Below are 13,302 nucleotides of genomic sequence, written 5' to 3'. Positions count from 1 at the left end.
GGTCACACCTCCCGGCCGGCGGCGGCGGTCGAACCCTTCGAGGACGGCGCGGAGCTGAAGCCCCGCTCCGCGGCGTACTGCTCGAGCAGCTTGCGCAGATTACGACGGCCGCGGTGCAGCCGCGACATCACGGTGCCGATCGGCGTGCCCATGATGTCGGCGACCTCCTTGTAGGAGAAGCCCTCGACGTCGGTGAGGTAGACCGCCATGCGGAACTCCTCCGGCAACTGCTGGAGGGCCTCCTTGACGTCGCTGTCCGGCAGGCGGTCCAGCGCCTCGGTCTCCGCCGAGCGCAGCCCGCTGGAGGTGTGCGACTCGGCCTCGGCGAGCTGCCAGTCGGTGATCTCCTCGGTCGGCGCCTGAATCGGCTGGCGCTGCCGCTTGCGGTAGGAGTTGATGTAGGTGTTGGTCAGGATCCGGTAGAGCCAGGCCTTCAGGTTCGTGCCCTGCTCGAACTGGTGGAAGGCGGAGTACGCCTTCAGGTACGTCTCCTGGACCAGGTCCTCGGCATCCGCCGGGTTGCGGGTCATCCGCAGTCCGGCAGCGTAGAGCTGATCGACGAATGGCATCGCGTCCCGCTCGAAGCGGGCCCTGCGCTCGTCCGTCTTCTCGGTGGTCAACCGCACATCCCCTCGCGTCGGATGCTTTCCCGCCGAGGATACGCGTACGGACCTGTCCGCAGATTCACTTCCGGCGGGTGTGCTGGTGCTCACCACGGCCGACGCCTCGGCGGGCCACTCCGGCGCGTCCAACAGCCGCCTCAGCTGCCGCGCGTCCTGTTCGTCCCGCTCCCGGCTCCGTGTCTCGGTCGGCACCGGTCACCCCCCTCGGCTGGAAATGTCATCCAGGGGTAGTAACCGCGCCGTGGGGCGGCACATTCCACCGACCCCGCCGTTCCTGGTCCCGGCCCCGGCCGCGACCGGCGCTGGGACCAGGAAGGGCCTGGGAGGATGGCGTCGACCGCCCGAACCGGACGCCCGACACCACCCGATCAACGACCCGTCGGCACCTGCGGTCACGCCCGGCGCTCAGTCCACCCAGCCCCGGGTACGCAGCCAGCCCAGCACCACGTCGGCCGTGCCGGCCGGGTCGCGGCGCAGGTCGTGACGCTCGCCGGGGCGCAGCACCACCTCCACGCCGGCCGCCCGGTCGGGCGCCCCGAACGGGTCCCGGTCGCCGTTGACCACCAGGGTCGGCAGGCCGGTCGCCAGTTCCGCCGCCCGGGAGCGGTCCGGGCGGCCCGGCGGGTGCAGCGGGAACGCCAGCGCGACGATCCCCGCCGCGCCGACCGCCTCCGCCGTCCGGCAGGCGACCCGCGCCCCGCTGGACCGACCACCGACCAACCACCGGGTGATCGCCGGGTGGCGCTGCCGCAGCGCGGACAGCACCGCCGTCCATGCCTCGTCGAGCTGCCCGGCCGGCGCGGGCGCACGGCGACCGGCCACCCGGTACGGCTGGGTCACCCGCACCACCGCCAGTCCCGCGCCGACCAGCGCGTCGCGGACCGCCAGCAGGTCCGGCGCGTCCACCCCGCCGCCGGCGCCGTGCCCGAGTACGAGCAGGGTCGACGCCGTTCCCGCCGGCAGGTCGGTGTCCACCCGGGCCGGTCCCCGGGGGGTCTCGATCTCGTCGCGGTGCCGCACCGACCCATTCTGCGTCCCGGCTGGTACGCCGCTCCCGCCGTCCCCCTCGCCCGTCGGGTCCGGCACCGCGCGCCGGCGACGCCCGGCACGCGGAGACGCCGACGCCGCCCGCTGCCCCACCGGGGCAATGCGGGCGGCGACGGTCACCGCGAGCGGGTCAGCTCAGCGGCACCAGCGTGAGCAGGCGGTCGCGGACCGGCGGACCGGCCTCGTCGAGCGCGTCCGGATCCGGCTGCACCTCGCTGCGCCAGGCGACGAGCATCGCCCGCCGCTCGCGCGGGGTGGTGCCACCCCAGACGCCGTGGCAGTCCCCCACCTCGAGCGCCCACGCGAGGCAGGAGCCCTGGACGTCACAACTGCGGCAGAGCGTCACGGCCGCGTCGGCCGGTTCGTTGGGTGCCGGAAAGAACGTTTCCGGGTCCACGCTCTGGCAGGTCCCTCTGGTCCGCCACGCATCGTCCTGGCGCCGTTCGCGCAACGCCCGCAGCAGTCGCGGATCTCGTCGTGCGGCAGCCACCTCGTGCGGGCGGGGCATGCGTGCCCGTGTCAAATCCACCCACCTCCCCCGTGGGACCGGCAAGATCACAAAGGATCGATGGGTGCCATCCGCCCCGTGCGAATCGACGCCCACCACCGGCGCTGTGTTCTATCGCACTTGCGGACACGGGGACAAGGGTCTTCGGCAAAGATGACTAAACGGCCGGGCGACGTTTCAGGCCAACCCGGCAAATCAGCACACGACAATGTGCTGACAGTGATCAGAACAGGGTCATTTCCGTGTCGGCCTCCTCGCGCGCGAGCGGGACCCGGGCGGTCAGCCCGGGACCGTCGTTGCGGACGTCGCCGACCGCCGGGGAGACCGGCCGGACCTCCAGCCCGGCGAGCCAGTCCGCCGGCGGCGGGGCGAGCAGCGCGGCGGGATCGTCGGTCGGGGCGAGCCAGCCCGCCCAGCGCTCCCGGGGCAGCAGCAGCGGCATCCGGTCGTGCACCTCGGCCAGCTCGCCGACCGCCGGCGTGGTGAGCACGCTGAAGGTGAGCAGCGGGCTGCCGGCCGCCTCCCAGAGCGACCAGATGCCGGCGAAGGCGAGCACCGAGCCGTCCGCCGGCGTCAGGTAGAAGGGCTGCCGGCGACCGCCGGGGCCCCGGACCCACTCGTACCAGCCGTCGGCGGGGACCAGGCAGCGGCGGCGGGCGAAGGACGGGGCGTACGCCCGGCTGGTCGCGATGGTCTCGGCGCGCGCGTTGATCATGCGGGCCGCGCCGCCCGCACTGCGGGACCAGTGCGGGACCAGGCCCCAGCGGCCCACCGAGAGCGCCCGGTGCCCCTCCGGCGCCAGCCGGACCAGCGGCACCGGGTCGGTCGGGGCGACGTTGAAGTCCGGCCCGACCCCGCCGTCGGTCTCGTCGTACGACTCGAACAGCGCGCTCAGGTCGCCCGCGCTCCGGGTCGTCGCGTACCTCCCGCACATGGCGCCCACGCTAACGCGCCCGGGGCCTTCCGGCTGTCCCGCCAACCGGGAGTCGACCCGATGGCCGGGTCCGCGCGCCGCCGGACTTGGCAGAATGTGACCGTGGGGAATCTGACCGCGACCCGGCCGCCGCAGCCGTGGACCGCACCGACCGCCAGCGACCCGGTCGCGACGACGCTGCGCCTGCCCGGCTCCAAGTCGATGACCGCGCGGGCCCTGGTGCTCGGCGCCCTGGCCAGTGGCCCGTCGACGCTGGACGGGCCGCTGCGCGCCCGGGACACCGAGCTGATGGCCGGTGGCCTGCGCGCCCTCGGTGCGCACATGTCGATCTCCGACGACGCGCGCTGGCTGGTCCGGCCGCGCCCGCTGGTCGGTCCGGCCCACGTCGATGTCGGCCTCGCCGGCACGGTGATGCGCTTCCTGCCCCCGGTGGCCGGGCTGGCCGAGGGGCGGGTCACCTTCGACGGCGACCCGCAGGCCCGGGTCCGTCCGCTCGGCCCGCTGATCGGGGCGTTGCGCTCCCTCGGCGTACGCATCGACACGCCACCCTCCGGCGGCCTGCCGCTGGCGGTGCTCGGCGCCGGCCGGGTCACCGGCGGTGCGGTGGTCATCGACGCCTCCGCCTCCAGCCAGCTCGTCTCCGGGCTGCTGCTGGCCGGTCCGCGCTTCGACCGGGGGGTGGTGGTCCGCCACGAGGGCCCGCCGGTCCCCTCCGCGCCGCACCTGCGGATGACGGTGCAGATGCTCCGGGCCGCCGGGGCGGCGGTCGACGACAGCGTCCCGGACGTCTGGACGGTCGAGCCGGGGCCGCTGACCGGGCGCGGCTGGAAGATCGAGCCGGACCTCTCCGGCGCGGTGCCGTTCTTCGCCGCCGCGCTGGTCACCGGCGGTGAGGTGACCCTGCTGGGCTGGCCGCGCAGCAGCATGCAGCCGGTCGAGCAGCTCCGCGCGCTGCTGCACCGGATGGGCGGCGAGGTGACGCTGACCACCAGCGGCCTCACCGTCCGCGGCACCGGCGTGGTGCACGGCCTGGACGCCGACCTGTCCGACGTCAGCGAGCTGACCCCGGCGCTGACCGCGCTGGCCATGCTCGCCGACTCGCCGTCCCGGCTGACCGGCGTCGGCCACATCCGGGGGCACGAGACCGACCGGATCGCCGCGCTGGCCCGGGAGTTCGCGGCGCTCGGCGCGGACATCACCGAGTCGGCCGACGGGCTGGAGATCCGCCCGCGCCCGCTGTGCGGCGGGACCTTCCGGACGTACGCGGACCACCGGATGGCGCATGCCGCCGCGGTGGCCGGGCTGGCCGTACCGGGCATCGAGGTGGACGACGTGGCGTGCACGTCGAAGACCATGCCCGAGTTCCCAGCGCTATGGTCAGCAATGGTGACCGGCAAGAGCTGAGGCGGAGGGGGGCAGGTCCTGGCGACCAAACGGCGCGAGTACGACGAGGACGACGTACGGGTGCGACCCGGGAAGTCCTCGCGCCCGCGTACGCGCACCCGCCCCCGGCACGCCGACGCGGTCGACGGTTTCGTGATCGCCGTGGACCGGGGCCGCTACACCTGCGTTTGGCCGGACGCCGGCCCGGACGACCCGACGGTGACCGCGATGCGGGCCCGGGAGCTGGGGCGCAAGTCGGTGGTGGTGGGCGACCGGGTGGGGCTGGTCGGGGACACCTCGGGGGCGCCCGGCGCGCTGGCCCGGATCGTCCGGATCGCCGAACGCAGCTCGGTGCTCCGGCGCACCGCCGAGGACGACGCGACCACCGCCGAGGGCCGGCTGGAACGGGTCGTGGTGGCCAACGCCGACCAGTTGGTGATCGTCAGCGCGCTGGCCGACCCGCCGCCGCGCACCGGGTTCATCGACCGCTGCCTGGTGGCCGCGTACGACGCGGACATCGAGCCGCTGCTCTGCCTGACCAAGGCCGACCTGGCCGGCCCGGAGGCGGTGCTCGGCTACTACACCGAGCTGGAGCTGCCGTACGTGCTGATCCGGCCGGACTCGGACCTGGCCGCCCTGCGCGCGCTGCTCGCCGGCCGGGTGTCGGTGCTGGTGGGGCACTCCGGGGTCGGCAAGTCGACGCTGGTCAACCGCCTCGTCCCGGAGGCCGGCCGGGCGGTCGGGGTGGTCAGCGCGATCGGCCGCGGCCGGCACACCTCGACCAGCGCGGTGGCGCTGCGGCTGCCGCCCACGCCCGGCGCGAAGGGCGACCCCGGGTGGATCGTCGACACCCCCGGGGTGCGCAGCTTCGGGCTGGCGCACGTCTCCGCGGAGAGCCTGCTGCACGGCTTCCCCGACCTGGTGGAGGCGACGGTCGACTGCCCGGCGAACTGCCAGCACACCGCCGAGGAGGCGGACTGCGCGCTGGACGCCTGGGTGGCGGCCGGCAAGGCCGACCCGCGCCGGCTGGCGTCGTACCGCCGGCTGCTTTCCTCCCGCAGCGGCGAGGGCGACGCCCGCGAGCCCGACCACCGCGGGCCCGGCGAGGGGGACCAGCGCGGGCCGGACGCGCCGGCCGCCGGATCCTGACCCGCCCGCCGCCGCTACCGTGTCCGGCATGACCGGGTACGCCGACGACCTCAGCCTCGCCCACCTGCTCGCCGACGCCGCCGACGCCATCTCCACGGCCCGGTTCCGTGCCCTCGACCTGCGGGTCGAGTCGAAGCCGGACCTGACCCCGGTCTCCGACGCGGACACCGCGGTCGAGCGCGAGATCCGCGCACTGCTGGCCCGCCACCGACCCGGCGACGGCCTGCTCGGCGAGGAGTACGGCGAGCAGCCGGCGGCCGGGCCGGACGGGCGGCGCTGGGTGGTCGACCCGATCGACGGCACCAAGAATTTCGTCCGCGGGGTGCCGGTCTGGGCCACCCTGATCGCCCTGCTGGAGCACGACCGGCCGGTGCTCGGTCTGGTCTCCGCTCCGGCGCTGGGCCGGCGCTGGTGGGGCGCGACCGGCGCGGGCGCGTACGCCGGGCCGGATCTTGCCGCCGGCACGCCGATCCGGGTCTCCGGAGTGCGCGACCTCGCCGACGCGAGCTTCTGCTACTCGTCGCTGTCCGGATGGGAGTCCGGCGGCCGGCTGGACGCCGTCCTCCAACTGATGCGGGACACCTGGCGCAGCCGGGCGTACGGGGACTTCTACGGCTACATGCTGCTGGCCGAGGGGGCGCTGGACGTGATGGTGGAGCCGGAGCTGTCGCTCTGGGATCTCGCCGCGCTGGTGCCGATCGTGACCGAGGCCGGCGGCACCGTGACCGACCTGGCCGGGCGACCGGCGCCGGCCGGCGGGGAGAACAGCGCGGTCGCCACCAACGGCCTGCTGCACGGCGACATCCTCGGCCGGCTCGGTCGGCCAGCCGCGCGCTGACCGACCGGTTGCCTCTATCCTCGCCAGGTGGTGTCCTCCGGCTGGTGCTTCCTCGCGGCGATGATCGTCGCGTACGGCTTCGCCAACCTCCTCCAGTCCGTCGCCGCGGCGCGGACCACCGTGCACCACACCTTCGACCCGGGACTGCTGCTGCGGCTGGCCAGCCACCGGACGTACCTGATCGGGCTGCTCTGCCAGGTGACCGGCTTCGTGCTGGCCTTCCTGGCCCGCCGGGACCTGCCGCTCTTCCTGGTCCAGGCCAGCGTGGCGGCCGGGCTGGGGGTGACCGCGGTGCTCGGCGTGCTCGTGCTCAAGTGGCGGTTGCCGGCCGCGGAGGTGGCGCTGCTGGCGCTGCTCTTCGGGGGGATCACCGCGCTGGTGCTGGCCGCCCAGCCGGCGCCCTCACGTCAGCTCGGCACGGCCGGCCTGATCGGGCTGACCGCCGCGCTCGGGGTGATCGCCGTGGCCGGCTTCTTCGCGGCCCGGCTGCACGGCGCGCCGGGCTCGGTGGCGCTGGGCTCGCTGGCCGGAATGGCCTTCTCCGCCGCGGCGGTGGCCGCCCGCCCGCTGGCCTCCGCCGATTCCGCCGAGGCGTTCGTTCGGGATCCGCTGCTCTACCTGCTGATCGTCCACTCGGTGGTGGGGCAGTTGCTGCTCGGCCTGGCCATGCAGCGGGGGTCGACCACGGCGGCCGTGGCCGCGATGGACGCCGCCGGGGCGGTGCCCGCAGCGATCGTCGGGCTGCTGCTGCTCAACGACCGGATCTGGCCGGGCCGGGAGTGGCTGGCCGCGGCCGGCTTCCTGATCACGCTGGCCGCGGTGGTCGGTCTCACCCGGTACGCCGAACCGCAGCACCACCACGCCGTGGCCCGGGAGCGGGAGCGCCCGATGATCGCTGCCGGCACGGCCGCCCGTCCCCACCGCTGACCGAGCACGCCGCCGGAGGCGGCCCGCCGTACCGGCGTCAGGCCGCCTCGACGGGCTTCTCGACCGGCTTCTCGACGGGCTTCTCGACCGGCTTCTCGACCGGCTTGCGCCGCCCGATCACCCGCTCGTAGAGCCGCTCCAGGGCGCCGGCCGTCCGCTCCCAGGTGTAGCTGCACCGGACCCGGTCGACCGCCGCGTGCCCGTACGCGAACCGGCCGGCGTTGTCGGCCAGCAGCCGGCGCAGGGTGACCCCGAGCGTCCGGACGTCCCCGGGCGGCACCAGCTTGCCGGTCACCTCGTCCACCACCGCGTCGGCGATGCCGCCCATCGCGTAGCCGACCACCGGCACGCCGCAGGCCATCGCCTCCAGCGACACCCGACCGGCCGACGAGTAGCGCGGGGTGCAGGCGACCACGTCGGCGGAGCGGTACCAGGTGGCCATCTGATCGTGCGGGACGGCGCCGACCAGCTTCACCTGGTCGGCCACCCCGGTCCGCTCGGCCAGCTCCCACAGCCGCCGCGCCTCGGCGTGGTCGGCCAGCTGCTCGGCGGGCGGCCCGCCCGCGATCACCAGCTCGGCGTCGCCGACCAGCCGCATCGCCCGGATCAGGTCCTCCTGGCCGTGGCCGGGCGAGAGCCCGCCGACCGAGAGGATCCGGGCCCGCTGGTCGCGGGGGGCGGCCTCGCCGTCCGGGTGGAACTGCCCGGTGTCCACCCCGGTCGGCACCATCGCCACCGAGGTGCGTTGGAGGCCCATCCGGGTCAGCTCGTCGACCTCGTCGTTGCACTGCGCGACCGCGATGTCCACCGCCCGGGTCAGTGCCCGCTCCAGCGGGATCCGCTCGCCCGGGCCGTCGTACTGCTGGCCGAGGTGGCGCAGCTGCTCCACGCCCAGCGAGTGGAAGGTCTGCACCACCGGGATGTCGGTCTCGCGGACCGCGTGGGCGGCGGCGACGCCCCCGATCCAGTAGTGCCCGTGGACCACGTCCGGGGCCCAGTCGCCGGACCACCGCTCGGCCAGCCAGCGGCCGAACTCGGAGACGTACGGCACCAGCTCGGCGGTGGGGATCGGGCTGGGCGGGCCGACCGGCACCCGTTCCAGCCGGTAGCCGTCCAGCTCGACGCACTCCGGCTGCCCGGGCTCGTCGCGGCGCTCGTAGACCCGCACGTCGTGGCCCCGACCGGCGAGCTCGGCGGCGACCCGGGCGATGTGCTGATGCGTGCCGACGGTCGGGCCGTCGACCTGCCTGGACGGGCCGGCGTGCGCGCACACAAGGCCGACGCGCATGGTGCACCTCCATGCGATCTAGCGAGCGGTGGGTCCTTCCCGGTCAGAGGGTCCCATTAACCTGGGCCCGGTGCGCCGAAACCTGGCAGATCGGGATCGGTCCGGCGGAGCGGCGTCGGGGCGACCCAGCCCGACGCGGCATGACCATTAGTCGACATCGCGCCGACCACCCCCAAAACCACCTGGTCAGCAGCCGTGATCCGGGCCCCCAAAGCCGCATGACCCACCCGGACCGGGGGTACCGGCGAAGAATGCCTCTCACCCGCAATCTCGATGACGCCACGGTCGTCATCACCGGCGCCTCCAGCGGCATCGGTGCGGCGACCGCGTACGCCCTGGCCCGGCGGGGCGCCGACGTGGTGCTCGCGGCCCGCAGCGAGGAGGCCCTGGAGCGGGTCGCCGAGCACTGCCGGGAGTTGGGCGGCCGGGCGCTGGTGGTACCCACCGACGTGACCGACCCGGCGGCGGTGGAGCGGCTGGCCGCCCGGGCGGCGGCGGAGTTCGACCGGATCGACGGCTGGGTCAACAACGCCGCGGTCAGCGCGGTCGGGCTCTTCGACGAGATCCCGGTGGCGGAGTTCCGTCGGGTGGTGGCGGTCAACCTGCTCGGCACGGCGTACGGGACGAAGGCGGCGCTGCCGTGGCTCGCCGCAGCCGGCGGCGGGGTCGTGGTCAACAACGCCTCGGTGCTGGCCGAGGTGGCGATGCCCTACCAGTCGGCGTACAACGCGACCAAGCACGGCATCCGCGGACTGGCCGACACGGTGCGGCAGGAGCTCCGGGTGACCGGCCGGGGCAACATCTCCATCTGCACCGTGCTGCCGGCCACCATCGACACCCCGTTCTTCCGGCACGCGGCGAACCACAGCGGGCACGAGCTCACCCCGCCGCCGCCGGTGTACCCGCCCGAGATGGTGGCCGAGACGATCGTGCGACTGCTGCGCCGGCCGCGCCGCGAGGCGTACGCCGGGGGCGCCGCCCGGCTGCTCGGCCTGCAGTGGCGGCTGGCGCCGGCGCTGGCCGAGCGGGCGCTCGGCTGGTACGCCCACCGGACCCAGTTCGGGCCGGGCGTGCGGCTGGACAGCACCGGCAACGTCTTCCGGGCGGACGCGGAGGCGGAGCGCTCCGGCGGCTGGCACGGGCGGCGCCGGCAGCTGGTCCGGGTGACCGCGGCGTTCGGGTTGGCGGCGGCCGGCACCGCGGTCGGCACGCTGGCCGCGATGAACCGCCGATCACGGTTGGATCGCTGATGAGCCGAATCAACCGGCCGGATGCGCCGGCCGGACGCGGCAGGCACAATGGGACGATCATGCCGACGGACGTACGATGCCTGGTGGAACCGGACGAATCGTCTGCGGTCGTCCGGCTGACCGGCGTCCTCGACCTGGCCGGCGTCGAGGCCGTCCGCGACGCGTTGCTCGCCCGGCTCTGGGCCCGGCCCGGCCCGGTGATCGCCGACCTCTCCCGGCTCCGGGTCGACGAGCCCGCCGCCCGGGGCGTCCTCGACGAGGTGCGCGGGCTGGTCGCCGAGTGGCCCGCCGCGGACCTGCTGATCCTCGATCCGTCGGCCGCCCAGCAGGGTGCCGGGGCGCCGGTCTGGGCGACTCTGGACCAGGCGCAGGCCACGCTGGCCGCCACACCGCTGGCCGCGGTGCGCAACGCCGACCTGCCGCCGGCGGCGGGCTCGGCCCGGGAGGCCCGGGCGCTGGTGACCGACGGCTGTGACCGGTGGGGGGTCCCGGAGCTGGCGGAACCGGCCAGCATCGCGGTCACCGAGATGGTGAACAACGTGGTCGCCCACGCGGGCACCCCGCTGACCGTCCGGGTGGCGCCGCAGGACAGCGCCCTGCACCTGGCCGTGCGGGACCACTCGCGCCGGCTGCCGGTATACGCGGGTTTGGCCCCGCTGACCTCGACCGGCGGGCGCGGTCTGTTGCTGATCGACACGGTGGCCCGGCGTTGGGGCAGCACCGTGTTGCCGGACGGCAAGGTGGTCTGGTGCGTCCTGCACGCCGAGGACGAGGCGGCCCACCGGAGCTGAGCCGGCCGCCCCGGCGGGGCGTTTCTTCCCTTTGCTCCCGATCGCCGGCCCCCGATCCGGTTAATCCGGGCAGCGCAGTGGGTAGTGCTCAGGCATGCGCGACGACGAGTACCCGACCCCCCTGTCCGACCCCGAGGCGGAGGGGCTGCCCGGCACCGCCGACGACGACTCGACCGCCAAGGACGACGTACAGACCGGCCGCGAGGCGGACGGCCCGGAGCCGGCCCAGCTGCCCGGGGATCGCACCCCGGTGGCGGTGGACCGGTTCGGCACCACGGCCGAGGAGCAGCTCGACGGCGAGTCCCTGGACTACAAGCTCCAGCGGGAGAGCTACGAGCGCCCGTCCGACGACCCGCTCGCGGGCACGATCGACCCGGACATCGCCGCCGAGGCCACCAGCGACGAGGCCGCCGCGCAGGCTCAGCTCGACGCCGACGTGATCGACCCGGGCCCCACCTCGGACCCGAACTCGCCGGTCTCGATCTACGACCACGGGCAGCTCGGCAGCGTCGCGGACGCCCAGGTGGGCCGGCTCGTCGAGCCGGACGAGGGCGCCCACACCGACCAGGAGACCGACAACGTCGCGTACGACGCCGGCGCGGCCGGCGGCGGCGCGACCGCCGAGGAGCTGGCCATCCACGAGACCCGGCCCCCGGGGGCGCACTAGTCGTCCAGGCCCCGCTCGATGGCGTAGCGGGTCAGCTCCACCCGGTTGTGCAGCTGGAGCTTGCCGAGGGTGTTCTGCACGTGGTTCTGCACCGTCCGGTGGGAGAGCGCGAACCGCTCGGCGATCTGCCGGTACGACAGCCCCTTCGCCACCAGACGCAGCACCTCGGTTTCCCGCTCGGTGAGCCGGGGTGCTGAGTCGTCGGTGGGCCCGGCGGGTGGTCCGGCCGCCAGCCGCCGATACTCCCCGAGCACCAGGCCGGCGAGGCCCGGGGTGAAGACCGGCTCGCCCGCGGCGGTGCGCCGGACCGCGTCCAGGAACTCGGCCGGCGCGGCCGACTTGACCAGGTAGCCGGTCGCGCCGGCCTTCACCGCGTCGAGCACGCTCTGGGGCTCCCCGCTGGCCGACAGCATCAGCACCCGCACCTCGGGCAGCGCCGCGCGCAGCCCCCGGATCACCGCCATCCCGGAGACGTCCGGCAGTTGCAGGTCGAGCACGACGACGTCGGGTCGGGCGGCGGCGGCCACCCGCACGGCCTGCCGCCCCTCGCCGGTGGTCGCCACCACCAGGTGGCCGGCCTCGGTGAGGTCGCGGGCCACTCCCTCGCGCCACATCGGGTGGTCGTCGACCACCATCACCCGGATCCCGCCGCTCATCGCCCGCTCCTCGGCACCACCAGCTCGAGCTCCGTGCCCTGGCCGGGGATGGAGACGATCCGGACCTCGCCGCCCAGGTCGGCGATGCGGCCCCGGATGGACTGGGCCACCCCGAGCCGGCCCTGCGCCACGGCCTCGACCAGCCGGCCCTCCGGGATCCCCGGGCCCTCGTCGCGTACCGAGACCGTCACCATCTCCCCCTCGTCCTCGATCAGCACCCAGGCCCGCCCGCCGGCGTGCCGGGCCACGTTGTCCAGCGCCGCGCCGGTGGCGGCGGCCAGCTCCCGGGCCACCCGGGCGGGCAGCGGGACCCCGGTGGCGGGCGCGGAGACCGCGATCGTCGCGGTGGCGTACCGGTCGAGCAGGTCCCGCAGGTCCCGAATGCCACCCTCGGAGTCCCCGGGGTCGCCGGACCGGCCGATCAGCGCCCGCAGCGCGGCCTCCTGCTCCCCGGCCAGCCGGGCCAGCTCGCCGCCCTCGCCGTCGAGCTGGGCGCCGCGCCGCTGCACCAGCGCCAGCACCTGGAGCACCGAGTCGTGGATGTCACGGGCCAGCCGCTCCCGTTCCCGGGTCGCCGCCTCCAGCTCGACGGCCCGTTGCAGCCGCTCCTCGGCGGTGACGGCCAGCCGGGCGACGTGCCCGACCACCACCCCGGCGAGCAGCATCAGGATCACGCCGGTCAGCGAGGACTGGCTGATCCGCTCCCGGGTGGCCAGGTCGATGCCGCCGAGGACCAGGGCGGCGACCGCGCCCCGCCGCCGGCCACCGGATACCGCCCAGGCCAGCACCGGCCCGGCCAGCCAGGCCACGGTCAGGGTGGACACGCCGGCGGCGAGGGCCGCCCGGCCCACCACCCAAGGGGTGGCCAGCATGATCGCCAGGACCACGCCGAGGTCGGCCACGAGCAGCGGCCAGCGCCGTCCGGCCGGGCGGGCGTAGCCGGCCGCGGTCGCCCCGGACCAGGCCAGCATCACCAGCAGTACGCCGCCGGCGGCCAGCGGGTGCGCGTACCGGTCGGCGTTCCGCAGGACCAGCACCGCGACGTACGCCAGCGAGGCGAACCGGAACACCGCGATGGACCGCCAGAGCGGCCCTTCGAGGCCGCCGGGAGACGTCGGCATGGCCGACACCATGCCACAGTCCGAAGGGACGCCGGGGACGGCGGTGGAGGCGACCCGAGAAACCCTGACGTACGGTGGAAATGCCGCGAACAACTCCCAGATCCACCGCCGGGACGGGGC

General features: G+C 75.2%; 14 protein-coding genes. 7 read left to right on the top strand and 7 right to left on the bottom strand.

Annotation, left to right across the window (positions count from 1 at the left end; translation table 11 throughout):
- Window positions 1-2: 2 nt before the first annotated feature.
- The 4 genes from I8N68_RS01790 to I8N68_RS01775 form a co-directional block, all read right to left on the bottom strand.
- Complete coding sequence (locus I8N68_RS01790) at window positions 3-815, bottom strand: sigma-70 family RNA polymerase sigma factor (protein ID WP_200206719.1); 813 nt, start codon at window positions 813-815, stop codon at window positions 3-5.
- Window positions 816-1,028: 213 nt separating this feature from the next.
- Window positions 1,029-1,643 (bottom strand): alpha/beta hydrolase family protein, encoded by a 615-nt coding sequence (locus tag I8N68_RS01785; RefSeq protein ID WP_200206714.1) that lies wholly within the window; start codon window positions 1,641-1,643, stop codon window positions 1,029-1,031.
- 157 nt (window positions 1,644-1,800) lie between these two features.
- Window positions 1,801-2,193, bottom strand: coding sequence for a WhiB family transcriptional regulator (locus I8N68_RS01780; RefSeq protein ID WP_200206713.1), 393 nt, complete (start codon window positions 2,191-2,193; stop codon window positions 1,801-1,803).
- 208 nt (window positions 2,194-2,401) lie between these two features.
- Window positions 2,402-3,112, bottom strand: a complete 711-nt coding sequence (locus I8N68_RS01775) for an SOS response-associated peptidase (RefSeq protein WP_200206712.1) — start codon at window positions 3,110-3,112, stop codon at window positions 2,402-2,404.
- Window positions 3,113-3,214: 102 nt separating this feature from the next.
- On the opposite strand from I8N68_RS01775, the gene aroA reads away from it, so the two are divergent.
- Genes aroA through I8N68_RS01755 form a run of 4 tightly spaced genes read left to right on the top strand, consistent with a single transcriptional unit; the run spans window position 3,215 to window position 7,409 of the window.
- Window positions 3,215-4,516 carry a 3-phosphoshikimate 1-carboxyvinyltransferase gene (gene aroA, locus I8N68_RS01770; RefSeq protein WP_200206711.1) on the top strand — a complete coding sequence of 434 codons (1,302 nt, stop codon included), beginning with the start codon at window positions 3,215-3,217 and terminating at the stop codon, window positions 4,514-4,516.
- Window positions 4,517-4,576: 60 nt separating this feature from the next.
- Complete coding sequence (gene rsgA, locus I8N68_RS01765) at window positions 4,577-5,644, top strand: ribosome small subunit-dependent GTPase A (RefSeq protein ID WP_200206710.1); 1,068 nt, start codon at window positions 4,577-4,579, stop codon at window positions 5,642-5,644.
- A gap of 28 nt (window positions 5,645-5,672) precedes the next feature.
- A complete protein-coding gene (hisN, locus tag I8N68_RS01760) occupies window positions 5,673-6,482 on the top strand; it encodes a histidinol-phosphatase (RefSeq protein WP_200206707.1) in 810 nt (269 codons plus the stop codon).
- Window positions 6,483-6,542: 60 nt separating this feature from the next.
- Complete coding sequence (locus I8N68_RS01755) at window positions 6,543-7,409, top strand: hypothetical protein (RefSeq protein ID WP_200206971.1); 867 nt, start codon at window positions 6,543-6,545, stop codon at window positions 7,407-7,409.
- A 37-nt stretch (window positions 7,410-7,446) separates the two neighbouring features.
- On the opposite strand, the gene I8N68_RS01750 is transcribed toward I8N68_RS01755, so the two are convergent.
- Window positions 7,447-8,697, bottom strand: coding sequence for a glycosyltransferase (locus I8N68_RS01750; RefSeq protein WP_200206700.1), 1,251 nt, complete (start codon window positions 8,695-8,697; stop codon window positions 7,447-7,449).
- 251 nt (window positions 8,698-8,948) lie between these two features.
- Between I8N68_RS01750 and I8N68_RS01745 the strand changes: the two genes are divergently transcribed.
- From I8N68_RS01745 to I8N68_RS01735, 3 genes are all read left to right on the top strand, one after another.
- Window positions 8,949-9,947: an SDR family oxidoreductase gene (locus I8N68_RS01745; RefSeq protein WP_200206699.1), complete on the top strand. Its 999-nt coding sequence runs from the start codon at window positions 8,949-8,951 to the stop codon at window positions 9,945-9,947.
- Between the two features lie 59 nt (window positions 9,948-10,006).
- A complete protein-coding gene (locus I8N68_RS01740; RefSeq protein WP_234038328.1) occupies window positions 10,007-10,738 on the top strand; it encodes an ATP-binding protein in 732 nt (243 codons plus the stop codon).
- A gap of 94 nt (window positions 10,739-10,832) precedes the next feature.
- The gene (locus tag I8N68_RS01735; protein WP_200206693.1) at window positions 10,833-11,405 is read left to right on the top strand and encodes a DUF5709 domain-containing protein; all 573 of its coding nucleotides are present in this window, start codon (window positions 10,833-10,835) and stop codon (window positions 11,403-11,405) included.
- On the opposite strand, the gene I8N68_RS01730 is transcribed toward I8N68_RS01735, so the two are convergent.
- On the bottom strand, window positions 11,402-12,061 hold the full coding sequence (locus I8N68_RS01730; RefSeq protein WP_234038327.1) for a response regulator: 660 nt from the start codon (window positions 12,059-12,061) through the stop codon (window positions 11,402-11,404). The genes I8N68_RS01735 and I8N68_RS01730 overlap by 4 nt on opposite strands.
- Window positions 12,058-13,182, bottom strand: a complete 1,125-nt coding sequence (macS, locus tag I8N68_RS01725) for a MacS family sensor histidine kinase (protein WP_200206691.1) — start codon at window positions 13,180-13,182, stop codon at window positions 12,058-12,060. Before macS ends, I8N68_RS01730 begins: the two co-directional genes overlap by 4 nt.
- Window positions 13,183-13,302: the final 120 nt, after the last annotated feature.

Origin of the sequence: Micromonospora coerulea, assembly GCF_016598485.1 — a bacterium.
GTDB classification, from domain to species: domain Bacteria; phylum Actinomycetota; class Actinomycetes; order Mycobacteriales; family Micromonosporaceae; genus Micromonospora; species Micromonospora coerulea.
The sequence above is the reverse complement of the archived record's forward strand: the minus strand, read 5'-3'. Positions and strand labels throughout refer to the sequence as shown.

What these genes read in the sequence shown, in the direction of transcription:
- I8N68_RS01775 (WP_200206712.1), bottom strand. Translation starts at nt 3,112, where the DNA reads ATGTGCGGGAGGTACGCGACGACCCGGAGCGCGGGCGACCTGAGCGCG.
- hisN (WP_200206707.1), top strand. Translation starts at nt 5,673, where the DNA reads ATGACCGGGTACGCCGACGACCTCAGCCTCGCCCACCTGCTCGCCGAC.
- I8N68_RS01755 (WP_200206971.1), top strand. Translation starts at nt 6,543, where the DNA reads ATGATCGTCGCGTACGGCTTCGCCAACCTCCTCCAGTCCGTCGCCGCG.
- I8N68_RS01750 (WP_200206700.1), bottom strand. Translation starts at nt 8,697, where the DNA reads ATGCGCGTCGGCCTTGTGTGCGCGCACGCCGGCCCGTCCAGGCAGGTC.
- I8N68_RS01745 (WP_200206699.1), top strand. Translation starts at nt 8,949, where the DNA reads ATGCCTCTCACCCGCAATCTCGATGACGCCACGGTCGTCATCACCGGC.
- I8N68_RS01740 (WP_234038328.1), top strand. Translation starts at nt 10,007, where the DNA reads ATGCCGACGGACGTACGATGCCTGGTGGAACCGGACGAATCGTCTGCG.
- I8N68_RS01735 (WP_200206693.1), top strand. Translation starts at nt 10,833, where the DNA reads ATGCGCGACGACGAGTACCCGACCCCCCTGTCCGACCCCGAGGCGGAG.
- I8N68_RS01730 (WP_234038327.1), bottom strand. Translation starts at nt 12,061, where the DNA reads ATGAGCGGCGGGATCCGGGTGATGGTGGTCGACGACCACCCGATGTGG.
- macS (WP_200206691.1), bottom strand. Translation starts at nt 13,182, where the DNA reads ATGCCGACGTCTCCCGGCGGCCTCGAAGGGCCGCTCTGGCGGTCCATC.